This window comes from Achromobacter sp. Marseille-Q0513 (assembly GCF_018195695.1).
In the GTDB taxonomy this organism is placed as follows: domain Bacteria; phylum Pseudomonadota; class Gammaproteobacteria; order Burkholderiales; family Burkholderiaceae_B; genus Achromobacter.
The window spans coordinates 1-23064 of record NZ_JAGTJY010000096.1; the positions used below are offsets into that span (position 1 = coordinate 1).

Annotated in this window: 25 protein-coding genes; 11 read left to right on the forward strand and 14 right to left on the reverse strand. The window is 68.3% G+C overall.

What is annotated here, in order from left to right:
- Window positions 1-35: 35 nt before the first annotated feature.
- Together KDH83_RS18575 and miaB are read right to left on the reverse strand one after the other, a co-directional pair.
- Window positions 36-1061, reverse strand: a complete 1026-nt coding sequence (locus KDH83_RS18575) for a PhoH family protein (RefSeq protein ID WP_212318533.1) — start codon at window positions 1059-1061, stop codon at window positions 36-38.
- On the reverse strand, window positions 1058-2494 hold the full coding sequence (gene miaB, locus KDH83_RS18580; RefSeq protein ID WP_212318537.1) for a tRNA (N6-isopentenyl adenosine(37)-C2)-methylthiotransferase MiaB: 1437 nt from the start codon (window positions 2492-2494) through the stop codon (window positions 1058-1060). The genes KDH83_RS18575 and miaB overlap by 4 nt, the downstream gene beginning before the upstream one ends.
- A gap of 166 nt (window positions 2495-2660) precedes the next feature.
- On the opposite strand from miaB, the gene KDH83_RS18585 reads away from it, so the two are divergent.
- The gene (locus KDH83_RS18585) at window positions 2661-3419 is read left to right on the forward strand and encodes a phosphatase PAP2 family protein (protein WP_212318540.1); all 759 of its coding nucleotides are present in this window, start codon (window positions 2661-2663) and stop codon (window positions 3417-3419) included.
- Between the two features lie 59 nt (window positions 3420-3478).
- On the opposite strand, the gene KDH83_RS18590 is transcribed toward KDH83_RS18585, so the two are convergent.
- The 4 genes from KDH83_RS18590 to KDH83_RS18605 all read right to left on the reverse strand — a co-directional run bounded on the left by KDH83_RS18590 (window position 3479) and on the right by KDH83_RS18605 (window position 5697).
- Window positions 3479-4186 carry an alanyl-tRNA editing protein gene (locus KDH83_RS18590; RefSeq protein ID WP_212318542.1) on the reverse strand — a complete coding sequence of 236 codons (708 nt, stop codon included), beginning with the start codon at window positions 4184-4186 and terminating at the stop codon, window positions 3479-3481.
- Window positions 4187-4257: 71 nt separating this feature from the next.
- A complete protein-coding gene (locus tag KDH83_RS18595) occupies window positions 4258-4935 on the reverse strand; it encodes a VOC family protein (RefSeq protein WP_212318544.1) in 678 nt (225 codons plus the stop codon).
- Between the two features lie 85 nt (window positions 4936-5020).
- The gene (locus tag KDH83_RS18600) at window positions 5021-5332 is read right to left on the reverse strand and encodes a helix-turn-helix transcriptional regulator (protein ID WP_212318547.1); all 312 of its coding nucleotides are present in this window, start codon (window positions 5330-5332) and stop codon (window positions 5021-5023) included.
- Complete coding sequence (locus KDH83_RS18605; protein WP_212318550.1) at window positions 5329-5697, reverse strand: type II toxin-antitoxin system RelE/ParE family toxin; 369 nt, start codon at window positions 5695-5697, stop codon at window positions 5329-5331. The genes KDH83_RS18600 and KDH83_RS18605 overlap by 4 nt, the downstream gene beginning before the upstream one ends.
- Before the next feature lie 322 nt (window positions 5698-6019).
- On the opposite strand from KDH83_RS18605, the gene KDH83_RS18610 reads away from it, so the two are divergent.
- Entirely contained in the window at window positions 6020-6670 is a 651-nt protein-coding gene (locus tag KDH83_RS18610; protein ID WP_212318553.1) for a DUF1629 domain-containing protein, read from the forward strand.
- Between the two features lie 47 nt (window positions 6671-6717).
- On the opposite strand, the gene secF is transcribed toward KDH83_RS18610, so the two are convergent.
- The 6 genes from secF to KDH83_RS18640 all read right to left on the reverse strand — a co-directional run bounded on the left by secF (window position 6718) and on the right by KDH83_RS18640 (window position 13473).
- Entirely contained in the window at window positions 6718-7653 is a 936-nt protein-coding gene (gene secF, locus KDH83_RS18615) for a protein translocase subunit SecF (protein WP_212318556.1), read from the reverse strand.
- A gap of 51 nt (window positions 7654-7704) precedes the next feature.
- Window positions 7705-9585 carry a protein translocase subunit SecD gene (secD, locus tag KDH83_RS18620; protein ID WP_212318560.1) on the reverse strand — a complete coding sequence of 627 codons (1881 nt, stop codon included), beginning with the start codon at window positions 9583-9585 and terminating at the stop codon, window positions 7705-7707.
- A 106-nt stretch (window positions 9586-9691) separates the two neighbouring features.
- The gene (yajC, locus tag KDH83_RS18625) at window positions 9692-10036 is read right to left on the reverse strand and encodes a preprotein translocase subunit YajC (protein WP_212318562.1); all 345 of its coding nucleotides are present in this window, start codon (window positions 10034-10036) and stop codon (window positions 9692-9694) included.
- Between the two features lie 226 nt (window positions 10037-10262).
- The gene (gene tgt / locus KDH83_RS18630; protein WP_212318565.1) at window positions 10263-11399 is read right to left on the reverse strand and encodes a tRNA guanosine(34) transglycosylase Tgt; all 1137 of its coding nucleotides are present in this window, start codon (window positions 11397-11399) and stop codon (window positions 10263-10265) included.
- On the reverse strand, window positions 11396-12460 hold the full coding sequence (queA, locus tag KDH83_RS18635) for a tRNA preQ1(34) S-adenosylmethionine ribosyltransferase-isomerase QueA (RefSeq protein WP_212318567.1): 1065 nt from the start codon (window positions 12458-12460) through the stop codon (window positions 11396-11398). Before queA ends, tgt begins: the two co-directional genes overlap by 4 nt.
- Window positions 12461-12663: 203 nt before the next feature.
- Window positions 12664-13473 carry an IclR family transcriptional regulator gene (locus KDH83_RS18640; protein ID WP_212318570.1) on the reverse strand — a complete coding sequence of 270 codons (810 nt, stop codon included), beginning with the start codon at window positions 13471-13473 and terminating at the stop codon, window positions 12664-12666.
- Between the two features lie 77 nt (window positions 13474-13550).
- On the opposite strand from KDH83_RS18640, the gene KDH83_RS18645 reads away from it, so the two are divergent.
- The 5 genes from KDH83_RS18645 to upp all read left to right on the forward strand — a co-directional run bounded on the left by KDH83_RS18645 (window position 13551) and on the right by upp (window position 18688).
- The gene (locus KDH83_RS18645) at window positions 13551-14564 is read left to right on the forward strand and encodes an LLM class flavin-dependent oxidoreductase (protein ID WP_212318573.1); all 1014 of its coding nucleotides are present in this window, start codon (window positions 13551-13553) and stop codon (window positions 14562-14564) included.
- Window positions 14565-14590: 26 nt separating this feature from the next.
- Window positions 14591-15091, forward strand: coding sequence for a flavin reductase family protein (locus KDH83_RS18650; RefSeq protein ID WP_212318576.1), 501 nt, complete (start codon window positions 14591-14593; stop codon window positions 15089-15091).
- A gap of 68 nt (window positions 15092-15159) precedes the next feature.
- Window positions 15160-16326, forward strand: a complete 1167-nt coding sequence (locus KDH83_RS18655; RefSeq protein WP_212318579.1) for an ABC transporter substrate-binding protein — start codon at window positions 15160-15162, stop codon at window positions 16324-16326.
- Window positions 16327-16404: 78 nt separating this feature from the next.
- Window positions 16405-17859 (forward strand): D-alanyl-D-alanine carboxypeptidase/D-alanyl-D-alanine-endopeptidase, encoded by a 1455-nt coding sequence (gene dacB / locus KDH83_RS18660; protein ID WP_212318582.1) that lies wholly within the window; start codon window positions 16405-16407, stop codon window positions 17857-17859.
- A gap of 190 nt (window positions 17860-18049) precedes the next feature.
- The gene (gene upp / locus KDH83_RS18665) at window positions 18050-18688 is read left to right on the forward strand and encodes a uracil phosphoribosyltransferase (protein WP_212318585.1); all 639 of its coding nucleotides are present in this window, start codon (window positions 18050-18052) and stop codon (window positions 18686-18688) included.
- A gap of 46 nt (window positions 18689-18734) precedes the next feature.
- Here upp and cysG read toward each other — a convergent pair whose 3' ends face one another.
- The gene (gene cysG, locus KDH83_RS18670; RefSeq protein WP_212318588.1) at window positions 18735-20165 is read right to left on the reverse strand and encodes a siroheme synthase CysG; all 1431 of its coding nucleotides are present in this window, start codon (window positions 20163-20165) and stop codon (window positions 18735-18737) included.
- A gap of 297 nt (window positions 20166-20462) precedes the next feature.
- Here cysG and KDH83_RS18675 point away from each other — a divergent pair, with 297 nt between their 5' ends.
- The 4 genes from KDH83_RS18675 to KDH83_RS18690 all read left to right on the forward strand — a co-directional run bounded on the left by KDH83_RS18675 (window position 20463) and on the right by KDH83_RS18690 (window position 22409).
- On the forward strand, window positions 20463-21167 hold the full coding sequence (locus KDH83_RS18675; protein WP_212318591.1) for a hypothetical protein: 705 nt from the start codon (window positions 20463-20465) through the stop codon (window positions 21165-21167).
- 80 nt (window positions 21168-21247) lie between these two features.
- The gene (locus KDH83_RS18680) at window positions 21248-21565 is read left to right on the forward strand and encodes a DUF883 family protein (protein ID WP_103275859.1); all 318 of its coding nucleotides are present in this window, start codon (window positions 21248-21250) and stop codon (window positions 21563-21565) included.
- 70 nt (window positions 21566-21635) lie between these two features.
- Window positions 21636-22043, forward strand: a complete 408-nt coding sequence (locus tag KDH83_RS18685) for a phage holin family protein (protein ID WP_212318593.1) — start codon at window positions 21636-21638, stop codon at window positions 22041-22043.
- Window positions 22044-22046: 3 nt separating this feature from the next.
- Window positions 22047-22409 (forward strand): hypothetical protein, encoded by a 363-nt coding sequence (locus KDH83_RS18690; protein ID WP_212318596.1) that lies wholly within the window; start codon window positions 22047-22049, stop codon window positions 22407-22409.
- A 62-nt stretch (window positions 22410-22471) separates the two neighbouring features.
- On the opposite strand, the gene KDH83_RS18695 is transcribed toward KDH83_RS18690, so the two are convergent.
- On the reverse strand, window positions 22472-23064 hold a 593-nt coding region (locus tag KDH83_RS18695), incomplete at its 5' end, for a UbiD family decarboxylase domain-containing protein (RefSeq protein WP_212318599.1).

The window sequence follows — 23064 nt, forward strand, 5'->3', positions numbered from 1 at the left end:
GCTCGTCGGCCGCGTACTGGACGGAAAGGGACAGGTCAGGCGTCATGTTCTGCGGCACGGTCGTAGGCGTCCACGATGCGGGCCACCAGCGGGTGGCGCACGACGTCGCGGCTGGTGAAGCGGGTGGTGGCGATGCCCTGCACGTCGTGCAGCACCTTGACCGCGTGGGCCAGGCCGCTGTCCTGGCCGCGCGGCAGGTCGACCTGCGACGGATCGCCGGTGATGACCGCCTTGCTGCCGAAGCCGATGCGGGTCAGGAACATCTTCATCTGCTCGGGCGTGGTGTTCTGGGCCTCGTCCAGGATGATGAAGGCGTGGTTCAGCGTGCGGCCGCGCATGTAGGCCAGCGGCGCGATCTCGATGGTCTGCTTCTCGAACAGGCGCTGCACCTTGTCGAAGCCCATCAGGTCGTAGAGCGCGTCGTACAGCGGGCGCAGGTATGGATCCACCTTCTGGGCCAAGTCGCCGGGCAGGAAGCCCAGGCGCTCGCCAGCCTCGACGGCGGGGCGGGTCAGCACCAGCCGCTGCACCGTGTCACGCTCCATGGCGTCGATGGCGCAGGCTACCGCCAGCCAGGTCTTGCCGGTGCCGGCCGGGCCCACGCCGAAGGTGATGTCGTGCTTGAGGATGTTGTTCAGGTAGTCGCGCTGGCGCGCGGTGCGCGGGCGCAGGTCGCTGCGGCGGGTGCGCAGCGCGATGCCGTCGCTTTCATCGTCCAGCGACGGCAGCTCGGCGGCCTCCTGCGCCGGTTCCTCGCGCAGTTTCTCGTCCTGGCGGCCGACGCCGATTTCCACCAGGCCCAGCTGGATGTCGTCCACCGTCAGGGCGCGGTGCACGGCCTGTTCGTGGAAGCGGCGCAGGACGCGGCCGGCCAGCTCGGCGGCTTCGCCCTCGATGGTGACGCGGCTGCCCCGGCGCGAGAGCTTGACGCTCATGCCGTCGGCCAGCTGCCGCAGGTTTTCGTCCAGGGGGCCGCAGAGATTGGCCAGGTGGGTGTTGTCGCCGTCCAGGTTGACGACGGTGGGCATGCTGCGCCGGGCGCGTGAGCGGGCTTGGGTCATTCGGTCCCTTGGGCGTCGCGGTCCACGTCGGCGACCCGGGCGCGCAGCGAATTGGTGTGCGCGTCGGTGATGATGACGTCGACCATCTGGCCGATGAGCCGCGCGGGCGCGGCGAAGTTGACGATGCGGTTGTTCTCGGTGCGGCCCATGAGTTCGTTGGGATCGCGCCGCGACGGGCCTTCCACCAGCAGGCGCTGGCGCGTGCCGATCATGCCGCGGGCGATGGCGGCGGCCTGCTCGTTGATCAGCGCCTGCAGGCGCTGCAGCCTGCGCAGCTTGACGTCCTGCGGCGTGTCGTCGCTCAGGTCGGCCGCCGGCGTGCCGGGACGGCGCGAATAGACGAAGGAGAAGGACGTGTCGAAGCCCACGTCCTCGATCAGCTTCATGGTCTTTTCGAAGTCTTCCTCGGTCTCGCCGGGGAAGCCGACGATGAAGTCGGACGACAGCGTTAGGTTCGGCCGGGCGGCGCGCAGGCGGCGCACCACGGACTTGAACTCCAGCGTGGTGTAGCCGCGCTTCATGGCGGCCAGCACGCGGTCGCTGCCGGCCTGCACCGGCAGGTGCAGGAAGGACACCAGCTTGGGCAGGCGCGCGTAGGCGTCCATCATGCGCTGGGTCATTTCCTTGGGGTGCGAGGTGGTGTAGCGGATGCGCTCGATGCCGGGGATCTCGTGCACGTACTCCAGCAGCATGGCGAAGTCGGCGATCTCGCCGCTGTCGCCCATGGCGCCGCGGTAGGCGTTGACGTTCTGGCCCAGCAGCGTCACTTCCTTGACGCCCTGGTCGGCCAGGTCGGCCACTTCCATCAGCACGTCGTCGAACGGGCGCGAGACTTCCTCGCCGCGCGTGTAGGGCACCACGCAGAAGCTGCAATACTTGCTACAGCCTTCCATGATGGAGACGAAGGCGGTGGCGCCGTCCACGCGCGGCGGCGGCATGGCGTCGAATTTCTCGATTTCCGGGAAGCTGATGTCCACCTGCGAGCGGCCCTCGGCGCGGCGGCGCTCGATCAGGTCGGGCAGGCGGTGCAGCGTCTGCGGGCCGAACACCACGTCGACATAGGGCGCGCGCTTGACGATGGCCTCGCCTTCCTGGCTGGCCACGCAGCCGCCCACGCCGATCACCAGATTGGGATTGAGCTTCTTCAGGTGCTGCACGCGGCCCAGGTCGGAAAAGACCTTTTCCTGGGCCTTCTCGCGCACCGAACAGGTGTTGAACAGGATGACGTCGGCTTCTTCCGGGTTTTCCGTCAGTTCCAGTTCCTGGTCGCCGCGCAGCACGTCGGCCATCTTGTCCGAGTCGTACTCGTTCATCTGGCAGCCGAAAGTGCGGATATAGAGCTTGCGGGGAGCGCCGGCAACGGGGGCGGGCGGGATGGCGGCATTGGCGCCGTCGTGCGCGGCGTCCGCGCGCTTGAGGGTGGTTTCTTGCATGATGGTCGCCGTGACGGGTGTAGATCCCGGGGGCTGCTGTGGGAGAAACCGGGAATTTTACCTCTTGCGCCCAATTGCTTCTTGGAGCCGCAGCCCGCCGCCGTTACGATAGGCGCTCTCCAAAAACGGCCATTCCAATAATGTTTCTCGTTTCAGCAGGGCGCGCATGACTTCCAATCCGCTACCGCCGCCCGCCGCCGTTTCCGCCGCCGCGCGGCAAACGGCATACGATTCGATGCGCAGCCCGTTTTCGTCGCCTCGCTGGCTGGCGGCGGGCGTGGTCCTGGCCCTGTTGGCGGGCGCCAGCGCGCTGTGGCTCGATCTGCCGCTGGCCACCTGGCTGCGCGGGCATGTGAGCCCTGGCGTCGACACGGCCTTTGCCTGGATCGGCTACCTGGGCGACAGCGGCAAGTATGTGGCTGTCGGCCTGGCGTTCTATATCGTCGGCCTGCTGGGCGCCGCTCGCGGCTGGCCCAATCCGCTGCGCATGCGCTACGAGAGCATGACGCGCGGCGGCCTGCTGCTGCTGTCCACCATGGCCGTGGGCGGCCTGGTGGTGTTGCTGCTGAAGCGCGGCGTGGCGCGCGCCCGGCCCGAGCTGTATTTCGAGAAGGGCATCTACGGCATGGGCGAGGCCTTCTCGCGCGCGCAGTTGTTCAATTCCTTTCCGTCCAGCCACACCTATGCGGCGTTTTCCGTGGCCGTGGTGCTGGGTATCCTGGCGCCGCGCTGGCGCTGGGCCTTCCTGTCGCTGGCCGCGCTGGTCGCCGTCAGCCGCCTGGTCAACCTGGACCACTATCTGTCCGACGTGATGACCGCCGCCGGCATCGCCTTCGCCGTGGCGCACTGGCTGGCGCCGCGCGTGCTGGGCAGCAAGTACCAATGGCCGCTGCGCATGCCGTGGCGGTGGTGGCGACGCGGCTGAGCCGCCTGATCCAGCCCGCCGCCGCGGGCTGGATGAACGCGTGGCAGCGGGCGGGCGCGTCAGCGGAACTGGATCGCCACGCGCCGGTTGCTGCGGCTCTTCTTTTCGATCTTGACCACCGCCACCGGGCCGATCTCGCCGGTGTTGGCGACATGGGTGCCGCCACAGGGCTGGCGGTCCACGCCCGGGATCTCGATGATGCGGATGCGTTCGGCGGCGGGCGGCGCCGCGCCGATGGTGCGCACCAGGTCGGGCTGCGCCGCCAGTTCCTCGGGCGAGATGCTGTTGACGGTGACGGGCGTGCCGGCTTCGATCAGCGCGTTCAGGCGGGCGGTCAGATCGTCCTTGTCGAGCGTGGATTCCGGCAGGTCGAAATCGATGCGCGCTGAATCGGGGGAAATGCTGCAGCCGGTCACGGGCGCCGGCACCAGCGCGCCCAGCAGGTGCAGACAGGTGTGCAGGCGCATCAGTCGATGCCGGCGCGGCCAGTCCAGTTCCACGGCGATGCGGTCGCCGACCCGTGGCGTGGCGCCTTCTTCCAGTACGTGTAGGATGCGCCGGCGGTCGTCGGCATAGACGGTGTCCGTCAAGGCCAGCGTGCGGCCGTCAGATAGCGTCACCAGGCCGGTGTCGCCGGCCTGTCCGCCGCTGCGCGCATAGCAGACCGTCTCGTCCAGCTCGATGCCTTCCGGGTGCACGGCGATCACGGTGGCGTCGCAGCGGGCCAGATAGGGCTCTTCGTCGAACCGCTTGCGGGTATGTGTCATGGGGTCTCCTCGGTTTGTGATGGGTTCGGGGCGGCTGGCGGGCAGCCCTGCGGGGCCGCACGCGGGCCGCCTCAGGCCAGCGTTCTTGCGCCGCTGGCGGTGGCGAAGCTCGCGCTCAGGCGCGGCGGGCCGTCGGCCTGTTCGATGTCGATGAGGCCGTCCGCGCCCAGCCAGTCCAGCCCCTGGCGCAGCAGCGCCGCGCGCGGATGGCTGCCGCTCAGGCGCAGCAGCGTCAGGCCGCTGTCCGGCAGGCTGACGCCGGGATGGGCCGGCACGTCCCACTGGATCAGCGTGGGCAGCAGGCCGTCGCCGGCGCTCTGGCCCGCCTCGCGCCAGGCGGGCAGGCTGCCGTCGTCCGGCACGGTGAGGCGCCAGCGCAGTTCGCCGCGGGTCATGGGAATGGCAGGCGCGATGCGCTCGGGGTGACGCGCCTGCCACGCACTCAGGTCGTCCGGCAGCGCGACGCGCGCCGCCCAGTGCGCCAGGAACGGACCGGCGCGCAGCCGTTCGCGCATGGCCGGCTCGTCCAGGCCGAACCAGCGCGGCCGCTCCGGCGCGGCGGCGTCGGGATCGATGGCGATGACTTCCAGGTACATGCCGCCCGCCATGCCCAGCACGCGGTTGTGCGTGCCCATGCGGGGATGCGCGCCGCCGCGCGCGGGCTCCACGCCCAGCAGGCTGGCGACATGGCGGGCGCCGCTGTCCAGGTCCGGGGCGGCGACGACGATGTGATCGATGACGAGTTTCATGGGGGCTATGGTAGCGAATGCCGGCGGGGTTCGGCCCGGTACAGCGGGGCGGCGCGCGGCGGTACAGTGGCGGCGCACGCGCCCGTCAGGCGATGACGCTGATTCCGGCTGGGTCGGAGCGGCGCGCGTGGCGGACCCGGATCTCCACGCGCTGGTCCAGGGAAACCAGGGCCAGCATGAGCCGTTCCAGCGAGATGTTCAGCAGCTTGTAGCGGCGGATCTGCGAGACCTTGGGCTGGGACATGCCGGTCAAGGCGGACGTTTCCACCTGGGTCAGGCCGCGCCGGTCTATCAGGTCGTTGATCTTGACCGCCAGCTGGACCTTGGCGCTCAGGTCGGCCGCGTCTTCGAATCCCAGGTCGTACAGGACGTTGGCGGTGCCGGTATGGGATGTCATGGTTTGCTCCGGTTGGGTGTATACGAGGCCAGGACCTGCTTCAGGCGCCTTTCGATCAGCGCGATCTCGGGCTTGGGCGTGCCTATGCCCGTCTTGGACTTCTTCTGGAACGCGTGCAGCACATGCACGGCATCGCCCAGGCGCACCATGTAGACGGCGCGATACGCGTTGCCGAGGTGGTCGTCCACGAGTTCGTGGACACCCGGCCCCAACCCTTTCCACGGTTTGGCGGCGTAGGGCATGCGGCCCAGCTGTACGACGTAGAGCCACATGCCCATGTTCCTTTGGACGGCAAGCGGGAATGCCTTGAAGTCCTTCTTGGCGCTTCCTGTCCAGTACAGCGGTTTGGGTAGGTCAATTTCCATCAATATACCTGTTCAGATATAGAAATCAAGAGGAAGAATTTCGATATCGCAAGGTATTCCCTGTATTGGCGGCCGGGCTATCCGTACAAGCCGAAGGGGCAGGCGCAGCCTGCTCATGGCGCTCTTGCCAAGCAGGCGCCGTGCTTCAGTTGCCTTCTTCTCTGGTGTGTCAGTGGGGCGCTCAAAGAGTCTCGCCGCGCGCTCGCCCTTCTTGCCGTAGGGCCCCCGTTCAAAAATGCGGAGAGCACTCCAGATGCTGTGGCACTGCTACGATCAGCCCACCCACGGGAACCTTTTCACCCCGCATCCATTTTGGAAACCCATGAACGAGCAGACCGGCATTCCCGTTTCAGCTGGGACCGATTCCTACAAGGGCAGGTTCTTTCTCGTTGATCCAAGCCTCAGGGGTAATGGTCAGGTTTCGGGGCTGGAGTTCGCGAACGAAGACGCACTGATCCACCCCGGCATGAATATTGTCGAGCGACCGACTGGCGAACCCGATCAGTACCCCGAGCGGCCACATCTGGTGCACGTGCCGGAGAAAGGGGGACTGCCGCGCGACTTTGAAGTGCTGGCAGGCATCTGGGTTGTCTCCGAGGCACTCAGACAGGTATTCCTGCGTGTAGACCCCGAAGCATTCGCATTTGTCTCATGCGACTTCACCCTTGCCGACGGCTCCCCCGGTCCGCAGTACTACCTCTGCAATGTGCTGCGCACGCTGAATGCACTGGACGAGGCCCGATCGCGGGTGAAGATCAAGCTTGACCACGACCCCCAGATTGGCCAGGACGTAAAGCTGTACAGCGTGGTGGGTGGAGCGAGTCTGATCTTCAAGGCAGACGCCGTGGCAAATGCCCACATCTTTCGCCAGGAGCGCTTGGGGGCTTCTCCTATCTGCGACCGGGTGATGTCTGATGCCCTGGTTGCGGCGAAGTTGAACGGTGTCCGGCTGCGTGACGTAGCGGAGCTCTAAAAAAAACCCGCCACGAGGGCGGGTTCCTATGCGGGCGGACGGCGCGATCAGGCGACTTCGCCTTCCTCGCCTTCCTTCTTGACCGGCTTGACCAGGTCTTCGCGCTTGACGCCCATCCACATGGCCAGCGCGGCGGCGACGAACACCGACGAGTAGATGCCGAACCAGATGCCGATGGTCAGGGCCATGGCGAAGTAGTGCAGGGTGGGGCCGCCGAAGAACAGCATGGCCAGCACCATCATCTGCGTGGAACCGTGGGTGATGATGGTCCGCGAGATGGTCTGGGTGATGGCGCTGTTGATGACTTCGTGCACGTCCGCCTTGCGGTACTTGCGGAAGTTCTCGCGGATCCGGTCCATGATGACCACGGATTCGTTCACCGAGTAGCCCAGCACCGCCAGCACGCCGGCCAGCACAGAGAGCGAGAATTCCCACTGGAAGAAGGCGAAGAAGCCCAGGATGATCACCACGTCGTGCAGGTTGGCGATCACGCCGGCGACGGCGAACTTCCATTCAAAGCGGAAGCCCAGGTAGATCACGATGCCCAGCACCACGACCAGCAGGGCCATCAGGCCGTTGTGCAGCAGTTCCTGGCCGACCTGCGGGCCGACGAACTCGACCCGGCGCAGCTCGACGCCGGCGTCGGCCGCCTTGAGCGCGGACATGACGGTTTCGCTCTGCGTGGCCGAGGTCTGGCCTTCCTGCAGGGGCAGGCGGATCATCACGTCGTGCGAGGTGCCGAAGTTCTGCACCTGGAAGTCGGTGTAGCCGAGCTTGGAGACGACGCCGCGCACGCTTTCCAGCTGCGCGGTCTGGGCGTAGCTGACTTCCATGACCGTGCCGCCGGTGAATTCGATCGACAGGTGGAAGCCGCGCGTGAGGATGAAGAAGACAGCCGCCAGGAAGGTGACGAGGCTGATGACGTTCAGCACCAGCGCGTGGCGCATGAACGGGATGGTGCGGTGGATCCGGAAAAATTCCATGGTTGGCCTTGGGCTCTATCTGTGGCGGGCGGCCGGAGCCGCCCGCGCTGTTCAGTTCGTCTTGGGTTTCCAGACCTCGCCGATGGAGATCGAGGTGAGCTTCTTCTTGCGGCCGTACCAGAGGTTGGCCAGCGCGCGCACGCCCACGACCGACGAGAACATCGAGGTCAGGATGCCCAGGCAGTGCACCACGGCGAAGCCCCGGATCGGACCCGAGCCGAAGGCCAGCAGCGCCAGGCCCACGATCAGGGTGGTCAGGTTGGAGTCCAGGATGGTGCCCCACGCGCGCTCGAAGCCATGGTGGATGGCCTGCTGCGGACTGGCGCCCGCGCGCAGTTCTTCCCGTATGCGCTCGTTGATCAGCACGTTCGAGTCGATCGCCATGCCCAGCGTCAGCGCGATGGCCGCGATGCCCGGCAGGGTCAGCGTGGCCTGCAGCATGGACAAGAGGGCCAGCAGAAGCAGCACGTTGAACGTCAGGCCGATGGTCGAGAACACGCCGAACAGGTGGTAGTACAGGATGATGAACGCGGCGATCGCCAGGAAGCCGTACAGCGTCGAGTAGAAGCCCTTGGCGATGTTGTCGGCGCCCAGGCTTGGGCCGATGGTGCGTTCCTCGATGATGGACATCGGCGCGGCCAGCGCGCCGGCGCGCAGCAGCAGGGCGGTGTCGGCGGCTTCCTCGGACGACATGCTGCCCGAGATCTGCACCTGGCCGCCGGCGATCTCGCCACGGATGACCGGCGCGGTGACCACTTCGCCCTTGCCGTTCTCGAACAGCAGGATGGCCATGCGCTTATTGACGTTGTCGCGGGTGACATCGCGGAAGATGCGGGCGCCCTTGGCGTCCAGCGTCAGGTGCACGGCAGCCTGCTGGGTCTGCGAGTCGCGGCCGGGCTGGGCGTCCTGCAGGTTCTCGCCGGTCAGGATGACCTGGCGGCGCACCAGGATGCCACGGCCGTCGCGGTCGTTGTAGCGTTCCAGGCCGAACGGCACGGAACCGCCCAGCAGCGCGGCCTGCGCGGCGGGGGAATCGTCGACCATGCGGATTTCGAGGGTGGCGGTGCGGCCCAGCAGTTCCTTGGCCTTGGCCACGTCCTGCACGCCGGGCAGCTGCACCACGATGCGGTCGTTGCCCTGTTGCTGGATGACCGGTTCGGCCACGCCCAGCTCGTTGATGCGGTTGTGCAGGGTGTTGATGTTCTGCTTGAGCGCGGAATCCTGCACGCGGGTGACGGCGGCCGGGTTCAGGGCGCCGATCAGCAGCTGCTTGCCGTTTTCCTCGCGCTCGGTGAATTCCAGGTCGGGCAGGCGGCTGCGCAGCGTCGAGATGGCGCGGTCGCGGTCCTGCGTGTCGTTGAAGGTGGCGGCTACGCCCATGCCGGAGCGTTCCACGCCGGCCACGTTGACCTTCTGGTCGCGCAGCACCGAGCGCACGTCGGCGGCCAGCGAGTCATAGCGGGCGGTCAGGGCGCCCTGCATGTCCACCTGCAGCAGGAAGTGCACGCCGCCGCGCAGGTCCAGGCCCAGGTACATGGGCTTGGGGGCGAACCAGCCCAGCGCGCGCATCCAGGGCGGCGAGGCGGGCAGCAGGTTCAGCGCCACGGTGTACTGCGGGTCGCCGGAGACGGTGTTCAGGGATTTGTCGATCAGGTCGCGCGCCTGCAACTGCAGGTCGGTCGAGGTGAAGCGGGCGCGCACGGTGCCGAGCGTGCCGTTCTGTTCGAAATAGACCCCTTCGTTGGGGATCTTGGCGTCGGTCAGGATCTGCTCGACCCGGCTCAGCATGGCGGGCTCGACCTTGACGGTGGCCTTGGCGCTGGAAACCTGGACGGCAGGCGATTCGCCGTAGAAATTGGGAAGCGTATACAGCAGGCCTATGACGACCGCCACCAGGACCGTTATGTATTTCCAGAGGGGATAGCGGTTCATTGCCGGCTACTTCATGTCAGGGTGAAAGGGTCCGCCCGGCGCGGGCGCCGGGCGGAGTCTGGCGTGGCGGCCGGACCTGCCGGCCCGGCGCAGCACCATGTGACTCTTACAGGGCCTTGATGGTTCCCTTGGGCAGCACGGCCGAGACCGACGACTTCTGCATGATGACCTCGACGGGCTTTTCGGCCAGTTCCGAGACTTCGACGGTGACGTAGCTGTCGTTGACCTTGGTGACCTTGCCCAGCATGCCGCCGGCGGTGACGACTTCGTCGCCCTTGGCCAGGGCGGCGATCAGATTGCGGTGCTCTTTCTGGCGCTTCATCTGGGGACGGATCATCAGGAAATAGAGGATCACGAACATCAGAATGATGGGCAGCATGCCCATGAGCGCGCCGCCCTCGGGCGCTGCGGCCTGGGCCATGACGAGGCTGGCGGTATCGATAGCGGACATGGAATTCTCCTGCGTGTTTGGTCTTTAGGGTTTGTTGAGTTCTTGGTTGCCGGCGCGCTTCGAGGCTGCGCCGCATGCGCTGTCCCCGCGCGAGCCTTGGACAGGGCAAGCCGACTATTGTATCTAGGTTCTGCGCGCGCTCCCGTGTCGCAGGCTGCCCCCGGCCCGCCGGGCAGGGCGGGGTTCCGGGTTTTCCATGAGAGGCGGCCTGCGGCTTGGGCGGACGCTAGTCCACGCCGCGGGCGCGGTCGGCGGCGAACTGGGCGCGCCAGGCGTCGAAGCGGCCTTCGGCGATCGCCTCGCGCATTTCTTTCATGATAGTCAAATAGAAGTGCAGGTTGTGCAGCGTATTCAGGCGCGCGCCGGTGATCTCGTTGGCGCGCTGCAGATGATGCAGGTAGGCGCGCGAGAAATTCGAGCAGGTGTGGCAGGCGCAGCTGGGGTCCAGCGGACGGGTGTCGTCGCGGTGCTTGGCGTTGCGGATCTTGACGTCGCCGAAACGGGTGAACAGCCAGCCGTTGCGCGCGTTGCGGGTCGGCATGACGCAGTCGAACATGTCCACGCCCCGCGACACGCCCTCGACCAGGTCTTCCGGCGTGCCCACGCCCATCAGGTAGCGCGGCGCCTGCGTCGGCAGCTTGGGCGTGACGTGCGCCAGTATGCGCATCATGTCTTCCTTCGGCTCGCCCACCGACAGGCCGCCGATGGCGTAGCCGTGGAAACCGATGTCCTGCAGCCCGGCCAGCGACTCGTCGCGCAGCGATTCGTACATGCCGCCCTGAACGATGCCGAACAGCGCGTTGGGATTGCCCAGGCGGTCGAACTCGTCGCGCGAGCGCCGCGCCCAGCGCAGCGACATGCGCATCGAGCGGGCCGCTTCCTCGACCGTGGCCGGACGGCCGTCGATCTCGTAGGGCGTGCATTCGTCGAACACCATCACGATGTCCGAGTTCAGCGAGCGCTGGATGCGCATCGATTCCTCGGGCGTCAGGAACAGGCGCGCGCCATCGATAGGCGAGGCGAACTTGACGCCTTCCTCGGTTATCTTGCGCATGCCCTGCAGGCTGAACACCTGGAAGCCGCCCGAGTCGGTGAGGATGGGCTTGTCCCACTGCATGAAGCCGTGCAGGCCGCCATGCTTTTCCATGATTTCCGTGCCCGGGCGCAGCCACAGGTGGAAGGTGTTGCCCAGCACGATCTGGGAGCCGATTTCCTTGAGCTCGTGCGGCAGCATGGCCTTGACGCTGCCATAGGTGCCCACGGGCATGAAGATGGGCGTCTCGACCACGCCGTGGTTCAGCGTGATGCGGCCGCGGCGGGCGCCGCCGTCGGTGGCGAGCAGTTCGAAGTTCAGTCCGGTCATGGTTGTTGTGCGGGGGATTCGATGAACATGGCGTCGCCGTAGCTGAAGAAGCGGTAGCGCTGGGCCACCGCGTGGGCGTAGGCGCGGCGGATCGGCTCGACGCCGGCCAGCGCCGACACCAGCATCAGCAGGGTCGACTGGGGCAGGTGGAAGTTGGTGACCAGGGCGTCGACCACGCGGTACTGGTAACCCGGCGTGATGAACAGGCGCGTGTCGCCCTGGGCGGCGGCCAGCGGCATGCCGGGGGCCGCCGTGGCGGCGGTCTGCGCGGCGGCCGATTCCAGGGCGCGCACGCTGGTGGTGCCGATGGCGATCACGCGGCCGCCGCGCGCGCGGGCGGCGGCGATGGCGTCCACGGTGGCCTGCGGCACGGTGAACCATTCGGCGTGCATGATGTGGTCTTCCAGCTTGTCGACCCGCACCGGCTGGAAGGTGCCCGCGCCCACGTGCAGCGTGACGAAGGCGCGTTCCACGCCCAGGGCGTCCAGCTGGTCCAGCGTGGCCTGGTCGAAGTGCAGGCCGGCGGTGGGCGCCGCGACGGCGCCCGGTTCGCGCGCGTACACCGTCTGGTAGCGGGCGTCGTCGCCGGCGTCGGCCTCGTGCGTGATGTAGGGCGGCAACGGCGTGGCGCCGTGGGCGTCCAGCAGGTCCAGCACCGGACCGGAAAAGCGGATGTCGAACAGCTCGCCCTCGCGGCCCAGCACCACGGCGTCGAAGGCGTCGGCCAGGCGCAGCCCCATGCCGGGGCCGGGCGACTTGCTGGCGCGCACGTGGGCCAGGGCGCGGTCGGGCTCGGTGATGCGCTCGACCAGCACCTCGACCTTGCCGCCGGTGGTCTTGTGGCCGTTCAGCCGGGCCTTGATGACGCGGGTGTCGTTGAAGACCAGCAGGTCGTCAGGCCGCAGCAGGCCGGCCAGGTCGGCGAAGCGCCGGTCATGCAGCTGGCTGGCGTCATCCAGGTGCAGCAGCCGGCTGCCGGTGCGTTCGGCGGCGGGCGTCTGGGCGATGAGCTCGGGCGGCAGCTCGTAGTCGAAGTCGGAAACGGTGAGAGATCGGGTCACGCGGGCATCTGGCAGGAGAGGCCGGGCGGCGCGGGCCGCCGGCGGGGCCGTTCGTCATGGAATCGGCCGGGAAGGCCGGCCGAGTCGTACCGGGCAGGCCTGAGGCAACTCGCTATTGTAAAGGCAGGCCGGCCGGCGAGCGGCACCCGCTGCCGGGCCGCCTGTCAGGCGTGTCGGTCGGGGGCGCTGGTCAGGTCCGTCCGTCAGGCCCGCCAGCCCAGCCGGCGCGAGCAGTCGGCGGCGGCGGCCAGCAGCCCGCGCACCGAGGCGCCGTCGGGCGACAGGTCGAAGCCGCCGTGCAGCCCCAGGCTGGTGAGCGCGCCCGCCAGGCCGCCTTGGGCGTCGCGTACCGGCACGCTGACCGAATCGATGCCGTGCAGCAGATGGCCGCTGACCGTGGCGTAGCCGCGTTCGCGCGTGGCGCGCCAGTGCGCGCGCAGCGCCGCGGCGGGATCGGCCGGCGGCTTGGCCGCGTCCAGCAGCCAGGATGCGTCGGCGCCCTGGCGCAGCTGCGCGTCCCACTCGGCCAGGGCGCGGGGCAGGGCCAGGTCCTCGGGCAGCCAGGCGGCATAGACCCGGCCGGTGGCGCTGTTGAGCAGGGGCAGCACCGAGCCGACCCGCACGTTCACGGTTACGGGCAGGCGCGCGTCGCGCCACTGCACGATGGTGGGGCCGTGCTGGCCCCAGATGGAGATGAACACGGTCTGGCCGATGGCGCCGCTCAGCGCGTCCAGGCCATCCGCCGCCAGCTTGACGAAGTCGACCTCGGCCAGGGCGGCCAGCCCGGTGTGCAGCGCCTGCGGGCCCAGGCGGTAGCGGGCGCTGGCGGGGTCCTGCTCGACATAGCCGCGCCGTTCCAGCGAGACCAGGTAGCGATGGACCTTGGCGCGCGGCATGTCCAGGCTGCGGCCCAGTTCGGACACGGATTGCGCGCCGCCCAGCTCGGCCAGGCGGGTCAGGACGTCCAGCGCGATTTCCGCGGACTGGATGCCGGTGCTGCTGTCTGTTGACATGTGGATGTCTCTTATTAGAATACGCGTATCACTAAAAAATACATCAGCCGGTCACGGCGAACAATCCGGAGACAAACATGAAGATGTCCATTTTCTCGGTCCAGGACCATTACCCCTCGGCGCCGCGCAGCCTGGGGCAGCTCTACGGCCAGGTGCTGGAACAGGCGCGCCAGGCCGAGCGCCTGGGCTACGACACGTTCTGGGTGGCCGAGCACCACTTCCATGAATATGGCGCCGTGCCCAATCCGGCCGTGTTCCTGGCGGCGCTGTCGCAGCAGACGCGCCGGCTGCGCCTGGGCACGGCGATCTCCATCCTGACCTTCCACAACCCGCTGACGGTGGCGGAAAACTATGCCCTGGTGGACCAGCTTTCGCAAGGAAGGCTGTCGCTGGGCGTGGGCTCGGGCTATCTGAAGCATGAATTCGAGGGTTACGACGTCGATCCTGCCATCAAGCGCGAGCGCTTCGACGAGAACCTGATGCTGGTCGAGCGCCTGCTGGCCGGCGAGCGCGTCACGCACGAAAGCCGCCACAACACCATCCGCGGCGTGCAGATCAATGTGCAGCCGGTGCAGCAGCCGGTGCCGGTCTATGTGGCCATCCTGCGCCGCGAGGCCGCCTATCACGTGGGCCGCCAGGGGCGCCGCATGCTGTTCGTGCCCTACGCGGCGGTGGACAGCTTCGAGGAAATCGGCCTGATGATGCAGGACTACCGGCGCGGGCTGGCCGAGGCGGGCATCGAGGACGTGTCCGGCATGGCGGCGGTGGCGCTGCACACCCATGTCGCCCAGACCGACGCGCTGGCGCGCGAGCGCGCCGCCAGCGCCTTCGACCTGTACGTGGACACGCGCCTGTACGCGCGCAAGCAGGTCTACGCCGACATCATCGCCAGCGGCCTGTCGCTGTTCGGTTCGCCGCGCACGGTGGCCGACAAGCTGGCGCGGCTGGCGGACATGGGGCTGGACCACGTCATGAGCCTGCACAACTTCGGCCTGCTGTCCCAGGATCTGGTGCTCGATTCCATGCGCGGCCTGATGGAAGAGGCCATGCCGCTGTCCGGCGTGGCGTCGGCCGCCGCCCAGCCCGCCTGAGCCGGCGGCCGGCCACGGAGCGTCCGATGAGCGACTGCCTGGATCTGAGCCCGGCCCGCATGCGCCAGGCGCTGGGCCGCTACGCCACCGGCGTCACGGTGGTGACCGCCGCGGGCGCGCAGGGGCCGATCGGCATGACCGTGAATTCCTTCGCCTCGGTCTCGCTGGATCCGCCGCTGGTGCTGTGGAGCCTGCGCCGGGCCAGCCTGCTGCATGCCGAGTTCGTCGCCCGGCCTGCCTTCGCGGTGCATGTGCTGGGCGCCAGCCATCGCCATCTGGCGCGGGCGTTCGCGCAGACGGCCGAGGACCGCTACGCCGGGCTGGACTGGTATCCGGGCCATGACGGCCTGCCGGTGTTCGACGACTGCGTGGCGCGCTTCGAATGCGCCACCCGCCAGGTGCTGGACGCCGGCGACCACGCCATCCTGATCGGCGAGGTCCTGCGCCTGCACCTGTACGACGACGAGGCCGGCGCGCTGGTGTTCTGCAACGGCGCGTTCTCGACGCACGGAGGCGTGCCCGCCTGAATCCTTACCCGCCGCAGGGGGCCGGCACATCCCGAAAACAAAGCCCCCGACCCCAAAGGAGATCGCGTATGAGCCCACGTTGCACCCTGAACGCCGCCCTGATGCTCGCGCTGACGGCCGGCCTGCTTGCCGGGGGCGCCGCGCCCGCGCAGGCGCAAGTGAAGATCGGCGCCACCTTGTCCGCCACCGGGCCGCAGGCCTCGCTGGGCATTCCCGAACGCAACACCGTGAGCCTGTTGCCCGCCGAGATCGGCGGGGCGAAGGTCGAATACGTGGTGCTGGACGACGCCTCGGATCCGACCCGCGCCGTCAGCAATTCGCACAAGCTGATCTCCGAGAACAAGGTCGACCTGATCATCGGTTCCAGCACCACACCCAATACGATGGCGATGCTGGACACGGTGGCCGCGGGCGCCACCCCGGTGATCACGCTGGCGTCCTCGGCCCGGTTGATCGAGCCGATGGACGACAAGCGGCGCTGGGTGTTCAAGACGCCGCATTCCGATTCGCTGATGGCCGAGGGCATCGCGCGCCATGCCGCCGCCCAGGGCGTGAAGAAACTGGCGTTCATCGGCTTCAACAATGCGCTGGGCGAGACTTTCTGGGTGGAAGTCGAGAAGGCGGCCAAGAAGCACGGCATCGAGCTGGTGGGCAAGGAGAGCTTCGCGCCCACGGACACCTCGGCCGTGGCGCAGACCCTCAAGCTGGTCGGGGCGGCGCCGGACGCGGTGGTGGTGGGGGCGTCCGGCACGCCGGCCGCGATGCCGGCCCGGGCGCTGCGCGAGCGCGGCTACCAGGGCAAGATCTATTTCAACCACGGCGTGGCCAACAACGACTTCCTGCGCGTCTGCGGCGCGGCCTGCGAGGGCGCCTGGGTGCCGGTGGGGCCGGTGATGGTGGCCGGCCTGCTGCCCGACAGCCATCCGGTCAAGGCCAGCGCCCAGGCCTTCGCCGCCAAGTACGAGGCCGTCCATGGCGCGGGCAGCGTGTCCCTGTTCGCCGCCTACACCTGGGACGTGGGGCTGTTGCTGCAACAGGCCGTGCCCGTGGCGCTGAAGGCGGCCAAGCCGGGCACGCCCGAATTCCGCGCGGCGCTGCGCGACGCGCTGGAAAATGTGAAAAACCTGCCCACGGCCACCGGCGTGGTCAATATGAGCCCGGCCGACCACAACGGCCTGGACGAGCGCGCCCTGGTCATGGCGACGGTTGCGGGCGGCAAGTGGCGGGTGCAGTAGGGGGCTGCCAACGCCCGCAAGCGCTCCAGGTTTTGTATGCTCTCGGTTTTGCCGGATAAGCATTCAGGTGGTCGGGGCATGACGGGATACAACAGGGCGGTGGCGGGAACGGGCCGGTTCAGGCGGTGGCTGGCGGGCGGACTGCTGGCCCTGGCCGGCGGCGTGGCCTGCGCCCAGGTGCCCGGCCTGCCGCCGGCCGTGGTCAAGGCCTGGAAGGAAACCAAGCTGCCGGACAGCGCCCTGTCCCTGGTGGTGCAGGAGGTGGGCGGCCCGCGCCTGGTGGCGCTCAACGCCAAGGAACCGCGCAATCCGGCCTCGGTCATGAAGCTGGTGACCACCTGGGCGGCCTTGTCCGAGCTGGGGCCCAACTACGTCTGGCGCACCGAATTCATGACCGAGCCGGGCGCCCGGCCCGACGCCAAGGGCGCGTTGTCCGGCCCGCTGTACCTGCGCGCCGGCGGCGATCCGCAGTTCCTGATGCAGGATCTCTGGGTGCTGCTGCGCGAGCTGCGTCTGCGCGGCGTCAAGCAGATCAACGATCTGGTGATCGACCGCAGCATCTTTGGCCAGGTGGGCACCGATCCCGGCGCCTTCGACGGCGCGCCCGACCGCGCCTACAACGCCAGCCCGGACGCGCTTATGGTGGGATTCGGCGCCGTGCGCCTGATGTTCCTGCCGGACGCCGCGGCCCACAAGTGGGTGCCGCTGATCGATCCGCCGCTGCCCGGCCTGAAAATCGAGGGCAAGGTGGAATGGACCGAGGCGCGCTGTCCCGGCGCGCCCGTGGTCTCGACCGAGCCTCTCATCACCCAGCAGGGCGTGACCCTGCGCGTCAGCGGCAAGGTGGCGGGCTCCTGCGGCGAGTTCAGCCTGTACCGCCTGGCGCTGTCGCAGCCCGACTACGCCACCGAGGTGTTCCGCATGCTGTGGCGCGAGCTGGGCGGCACCTTCAAGGGCCAGGTCCGCACGGGCATGGTGCCGGGTGACGCCGTGGTGCTGGCCTCGCACGACTCGCCGACGCTGGCCGAGGTCATCCGCCAGATCAACAAGCGCAGCAACAACGTCATGGCGCGCACGCTGCTGTTGACGCTGGGCGCCGAGCGCGGCCGCAAGCCGGCCACCGTGGCCAGCAGCGAGGCCGTGGCCAAGAGCCTGCTGGCGCGCCAGGGCCTGGACATGCCGGAACTGGTCATCGACAACGGCGCCGGCCTGTCGCGCGAGGCGCGCGTGTCCGCCGACAGCCTGGCGTCAATGCTGACCGTGGCCTGGAATTCGCCGGTCATGCCGGAGTACATTTCGTCCCTCGCCATCGCCGGCGTGGACGGCACCGTGCGCCGCCGCCTCAAGGGCGACGGCACCCAGGGCATGGCCCACCTGAAGACCGGCTCGCTGCGTGACGTGCGTTCCATCGCCGGTTACGTGCTGGGCGCCAGCGGCAAGCGCTACGTGCTGGTCAGCATGGTCAACCACGAGCAGGCCGGCTCGGTGCGCGCCTTCGACGACGCGCTCATCGCCTGGCTGGCCGAACAATAGAGCATGGTCCATGCCGGCTCCGCCGGGGCGGTCTTTTCCACCCTGGGCGGTCCGGCGATAAAAAATCCCGCAAACCGATTACGATTCTCTGGCGCGGTATCCGAGGCCGACGGCGCACAAGCGCCGCGTCGCCCGCCGCCGCGCCTGAGGCGAACAACCCCGACTCTCAATAATCTGGAGATTTACGCACATGCCCGTGCACGAAATCCGTCACCCGCTGATCCGCCACAAGCTCGGGATCATGCGCCGCGCCGACCTCAGCACCAAGAGCTTCCGTGAACTGTCGCAGGAAGTGGGCGCCTTGCTCACCTACGAGGCGTCCAAGGACCTGCCGCCGGCGCCCGCCACCGTCGAGGGCTGGTGTGGCCAGGTCCAGGTCGAGAAGATCGCCGGCAAGAAAGTCACCGTGGTGCCCATCCTGCGCGCCGGCATCGGCATGCTGGACGGCGTGCTGAGCCTGATACCCGGCGCCAAGGTCAGCGTGGTGGGCGTGGCCCGCAACGAGGAAACGCTGGAAGCCCATACCTACCTGGAACGCCTGGTCGGCGAACTGGATCAGCGCCTGGCGCTGATCGTCGATCCCATGCTGGCCACCGGCGGCTCCATGGTCGCCGCCATCGACCTGCTCAAGAAGGCGGGCTGCAAGGAAATCCGCGCGCTGGTGCTGGTGGCCGCGCCGGTGGGCATCGACGCCGTGCTGGCCAAGCACCCGGACGTGCACATCTACACGGCGTCCATCGACGACCACCTGAACGAGCACGGCTACATCGTGCCGGGCCTGGGCGACGCTGGCGACCGCATCTTCGGCACGACCCAGAAGACCGACTGACGGCAATTGGCCGCCGGAAGCGCCGCGCGCTTCCGGCGCGGCGGCCTCAGGCGGCCAGGCGCTGCGGCTGGCCGCCGCCACGGCCGCCATCGATGTGGCTGCCGAACCATTGCAGGCGGGACGCCAGTCCCGCCACCTCGCCCACGATGAGCAGGGCGGGAGAGCGGATGTCGTGCGCCCGCGCCAGTTTGGGCAGATCCTCCAAGCCGCCGGACAGCACGCGCTGTTCAGGGCGGCTGCCGTTCTCGATCAGCGCGAACGGCGTGTCCGGCGCGCGGCCGTGCGAGATCAGCCGGCGGCTGAGCGCGTCCAGCTGGCCCACGCCCATGTAGAACGCCAGCGTTTGCTTTTCGCGGGCCAGCGCGGGCCAATCCAGGTTGTCTTCGTCGTCGCGGCAGTGGGCCGTCACCAGCCGGACCGACTGTGCGTGCTCGCGGTGCGTCAGCGGAATGCCGGCGTAGGCGGCGCAGGCCAGCGCCGCCGTGATGCCAGGCACCACTTCATAGCGCACGCCGTGCTCGCGCAGATATTCGAGTTCCTCGCCGCCGCGTCCGAAGATGAAGGCGTCGCCGCCCTTGAGCCGCACCACGCGGCGTCCGGCGCGCGCATGCTCGACCAGCAGCGCGTGGATGCGGGCCTGGGTGGCATGATGGTCTTCGCCGGGCTGCTTGCCCACCGACACGCGCTGCGCGTCGCGTCGCGCCAGGGCCATGATGTCGTCGCTGACCAGGCGGTCGTACAGGATCACGTCGGCCTCGTTCAGCGCCCGCAGCGCCTTGAGCGTCAAGAGGCCCGGGTCTCCCGGTCCGGCGCCCACCAGCACCACGCTGCCCTCGGCGGGACGCAGGGGCTGGTCCAGGGCGGCGGCCAGCGCGGCCTCGGCCTGGTCCGGGCGCTGCTGGCGCAACAGTCCGGCCACGGGGCCGTCCAGCAGCCAGTCGTAGAAGCGGCGCCGAGCGCCCAGGTCGGGGTGGCCGGCGCGGATGCGCTGGCGGTAGCGCTCGGCCAGTCCGGCCAGCTGGCCCAGGGTGTGGTCGAACAGCGATTCGATGCGTTCGCGCAGGCGGCGGGCGAGCACCGGGGCCACGCCCGAGGACGAGATCGCCACGATCACCGGCGAGCGGTCCACGATGGACGGCACCTGGAACGAGGACAGCGCCGGATCGTCCACCACATTGCAGAACAGGCGGCGGGCCTCGGCGGCCTCGGACACCTCGCGGTTGACGCCGGCGTCGTCGGTGGCGGCCACGGCCAGCCAGACGGCGTCCAGCCAGGCGGGGTCGAACCGGCCCGGAAGGTGACGGATGCGGCCTTCGGCGGCCAGCGCGGCCAGGGCGGGCGTCAGCTCGGGCGCGCCCACGGTCACGGCGGCGCCCGCTTCGAGCAGCGCCAGCGTCTTGCGTTCGGCAACGGCGCCGCCACCCACGACCAGCGCGGGGCGGCCGTTCAGATCGGCGAACAGGGGGAAGAGCTTCATATAGGGATCGGCCTCGGGCATGCCCGGCAGGGTGTCAGCCGATCATAGGGATGGGGTCTCATCCTCACAACTTTTGTTTTTTTGAATCCATATATCCAGAATTTATTAGCGTGGCTCGCCATTCCCGCTCGGGGCACGGGCCGGAGCGGCCTCGCGGCCGGCCCTTGCAGCGGGGCGGCCCGGTCACGTTCCGATACGTCCCGGCTTTGCCCGCGGTGTAGTATCAAGCCCGGTGCCGCGCGTGCGCGGCAGGCGTTTTCAGGATTCAGGGAGCAACGGGTGGCATTGCGAAAATTGATGTTGTTGACGGTGATGACGGGCGTGGTCGGCACGGCGCAGGCCGGCGTGTGCGACGCGCAATTCATGCACGACGGCGGCACCGTGCAGCTGACCGGCACGGGCAACCTGGCGCTAGGCGCCGACCTGAGCTTTGCCGAGGTTACCAAGAGCAATGGCGACAATTGTCGCGCGCGGGTGCAGGGCGTGGCGCGCTTCAGCTACGCCGGCCTGCCGCCGGGCAAATCGAAGCTGGACTATTTGATGACGGTCAAGAACGGTCAGGCGACCTTCCTGAAATACGCGTCCGCCGGCGAGGCGCCCCAGCCTTCCGAGGGCCAGTTCGACCTGCGCATGCTGGGCCTGTTCGCCTATGACGGCAAGCTCAATGCTGGCCAGAAACTGCCTGGCTCGTCCTTCCGCCTGAAGATCGGCAAGGACGCGCCGGTGGGCGGCCAGCCCAGCACCACCGTGCGCATCGGCCAGAAGACGGTGGGGCAGCAGAAGCCAGTGGACACGGCGCTGGGCAAGCAGTCCTGCCACCCCATCACCTATACCCGCAATTCCGATCCCACCATGGCTTCGTTCCAGGGCCTGACGATTCCGATTCCCGGCATGAACACCACGGTCACCGATTGGTACTGCCCGGCGGTGAACCTGGTGATGAAGCAGGACATCGACCAGGGCGGCGTGAAATCCGCCGTCGAGATCACGCAGATCAAGTAGCGCGGGGCCGCGGCCGCCTGCGGGGCGCGACGCGGCTGGTATGATGTTTTTGTCATCGACACACAACAGGAGCTCAACACATGGCCACCAAGAAAACCGACGACGCGGCGAAAGAACGCCTGATCGACAGTGTCAAGACCAGCCTGAACGATGCTGAGAGCCTGCTGCGCGAAGCCGCCAGCAGCACCGGCGACAAGGCCAATGAATTGCGCGACCGCGCGCTGACTTCCCTGAAGCGCACCCGCGAAGCCCTCTACGAGGCGCAGGACGCGGTGCTGGAACGCGGCCGCAAGGCGGCGCGCGCCACCGACGACTACGTGCACGACAATCCCTGGCAGGCCATCGGCATCGCGGGCGTGACCGGCCTGCTGCTCGGCCTGCTGATCAGCCGCCGCTGACGGGAACGGCGCGGCTTGCGCGGCGGCCCGGACGCATCGTCCGGTCGCCCGCGAGGTCGCGCCATGCCTCATGGGTCTGCGTAAATCTGTATTTGGCGTCGCCTCCGGCCTGGTCGGGCTGCTGCGCACGCGTCTGGAGCTGCTGGCTCTGGAGGCGGCGGATGAAAAGGCGCGGCTGCTGAAGCTGCTGGGCATGGCCTTCGCCGCCTTGCTGTTCCTGACGCTGGCGGTGCTGGTGTTCACGGTCAGTATCGCGGTGGCCTTCTGGCCCACCGAAAACCGCTATCTGGCGCTGGGCCTCTTGGCCGGGCTCTACGCGGTGCTGGGCGTGGGGCTGCTGGTCGCGGTCAGGCAGGCGTTGCTCTATGGCCCGCCGCCGTTCTCGGCCACGCTGGAAGAGCTGGGCCGCGACGCGGAACTGCTCGAGCGCGTGCGCGACGCGCAGGACGATGATCCGCGCCGGCGCGGGGAGGACTGAGCCATGGCCAAGCGTTCTCCCTCCATCGACCGCGCGGTGCGCATCGAGCTGCTGCGCGCGCGCGCCGCCATCGAGCGCGAATCCCTGGCCCAGAGCATCGCCAGCGCCGGCCGCAAGCTGGAGCCGGCCTCGCTCATCAAGGGCCTGCTGCCCGGACTGGCGTCCAGCAACGCGTCACGTTGGGCCTTGCAGGCCATCGGCCTGGCGCGCCGTTATCCACTGGTCAGCTCGTCGCTGTCCGCCATGTTCATGCGTGGCGGCAAGCGCTTTCGCCTGTTGAAGGTCGCGGCGGGCGCGCTGGTGGGCTGGCAGCTGTGGAAAACCTGGCAGGAAGCCAGGGACGACGGTGACAAGGACTCTCGCTGAGACGCGAGGCGGTTTGACAAAATCGAAGGGGCTCTTGCGGCCCCTTCGATTTTTCGGCGCGGCTACAGCCCCAGCTCGCTCCACATGCCGTCCACGCGCTGCTTGACCTCGGCGTCCATTACGATGGGCGTGCCCCATTCGCGGCTGGTCTCGCCCGGCCATTTGTTGGTGGCGTCCAGGCCCATCTTGCCGCCCAGGCCCGAGACGGGCGAGGCGAAGTCCAGGTAGTCGATTGGCGTGTTCTCGACCAGCAGCGTGTCGCGCACCGGGTCCATGCGCGTGGTCATGGCCCAGACCACTTCCTTCCAGTCGCGCGGGTCGATGTCCTCGTCCACCACCACGATGAACTTGGTGTACATGAACTGGCGCAGGATGCTCCACAGGCCGAACATGACGCGCTTGGCGTGGCCGGCGTACTGCTTGCGGATCGACACGACGGCCAGGCGGTAGCTGCAGCCCTCGGGCGGCAGGTAGAAGTCCACGATCTCTGGCAACTGGCGGCGCAGCAGCGGCACGAACACTTCGTTCAGCGCCACGCCCAGCACGGCCGGCTCGTCCGGCGGTTTGCCGGTGTAGGTGGAGTGGTAGATGGGATTGCGCCGCATCGTGATCCGTTCCACCGTGAAGACCGGGAACCAGTCCTGCTCGTTGTAGT

Bases quoted from the DNA above. Each gene is read 5' to 3' on its own strand.
- KDH83_RS18575 (WP_212318533.1), bottom strand. From the start codon at position 1,061: ATGACCCAAGCCCGCTCACGCGCCCGGCGCAGCATGCCCACCGTCGTC.
- miaB (WP_212318537.1), bottom strand. From the start codon at position 2,494: ATGCAAGAAACCACCCTCAAGCGCGCGGACGCCGCGCACGACGGCGCC.
- KDH83_RS18585 (WP_212318540.1), top strand. From the start codon at position 2,661: ATGACTTCCAATCCGCTACCGCCGCCCGCCGCCGTTTCCGCCGCCGCG.
- KDH83_RS18590 (WP_212318542.1), bottom strand. From the start codon at position 4,186: ATGACACATACCCGCAAGCGGTTCGACGAAGAGCCCTATCTGGCCCGC.
- KDH83_RS18595 (WP_212318544.1), bottom strand. From the start codon at position 4,935: ATGAAACTCGTCATCGATCACATCGTCGTCGCCGCCCCGGACCTGGAC.
- KDH83_RS18600 (WP_212318547.1), bottom strand. From the start codon at position 5,332: ATGACATCCCATACCGGCACCGCCAACGTCCTGTACGACCTGGGATTC.
- KDH83_RS18605 (WP_212318550.1), bottom strand. From the start codon at position 5,697: ATGGAAATTGACCTACCCAAACCGCTGTACTGGACAGGAAGCGCCAAG.
- KDH83_RS18610 (WP_212318553.1), top strand. From the start codon at position 6,020: ATGAACGAGCAGACCGGCATTCCCGTTTCAGCTGGGACCGATTCCTAC.
- secF (WP_212318556.1), bottom strand. From the start codon at position 7,653: ATGGAATTTTTCCGGATCCACCGCACCATCCCGTTCATGCGCCACGCG.
- secD (WP_212318560.1), bottom strand. From the start codon at position 9,585: ATGAACCGCTATCCCCTCTGGAAATACATAACGGTCCTGGTGGCGGTC.
- yajC (WP_212318562.1), bottom strand. From the start codon at position 10,036: ATGTCCGCTATCGATACCGCCAGCCTCGTCATGGCCCAGGCCGCAGCG.
- tgt (WP_212318565.1), bottom strand. From the start codon at position 11,399: ATGACCGGACTGAACTTCGAACTGCTCGCCACCGACGGCGGCGCCCGC.
- KDH83_RS18640 (WP_212318570.1), bottom strand. From the start codon at position 13,473: ATGTCAACAGACAGCAGCACCGGCATCCAGTCCGCGGAAATCGCGCTG.
- KDH83_RS18645 (WP_212318573.1), top strand. From the start codon at position 13,551: ATGAAGATGTCCATTTTCTCGGTCCAGGACCATTACCCCTCGGCGCCG.
- KDH83_RS18650 (WP_212318576.1), top strand. From the start codon at position 14,591: ATGAGCGACTGCCTGGATCTGAGCCCGGCCCGCATGCGCCAGGCGCTG.
- KDH83_RS18655 (WP_212318579.1), top strand. From the start codon at position 15,160: ATGAGCCCACGTTGCACCCTGAACGCCGCCCTGATGCTCGCGCTGACG.
- dacB (WP_212318582.1), top strand. From the start codon at position 16,405: ATGACGGGATACAACAGGGCGGTGGCGGGAACGGGCCGGTTCAGGCGG.
- upp (WP_212318585.1), top strand. From the start codon at position 18,050: ATGCCCGTGCACGAAATCCGTCACCCGCTGATCCGCCACAAGCTCGGG.
- cysG (WP_212318588.1), bottom strand. From the start codon at position 20,165: ATGAAGCTCTTCCCCCTGTTCGCCGATCTGAACGGCCGCCCCGCGCTG.
- KDH83_RS18675 (WP_212318591.1), top strand. From the start codon at position 20,463: ATGTTGTTGACGGTGATGACGGGCGTGGTCGGCACGGCGCAGGCCGGC.
- KDH83_RS18680 (WP_103275859.1), top strand. From the start codon at position 21,248: ATGGCCACCAAGAAAACCGACGACGCGGCGAAAGAACGCCTGATCGAC.
- KDH83_RS18685 (WP_212318593.1), top strand. From the start codon at position 21,636: ATGGGTCTGCGTAAATCTGTATTTGGCGTCGCCTCCGGCCTGGTCGGG.
- KDH83_RS18690 (WP_212318596.1), top strand. From the start codon at position 22,047: ATGGCCAAGCGTTCTCCCTCCATCGACCGCGCGGTGCGCATCGAGCTG.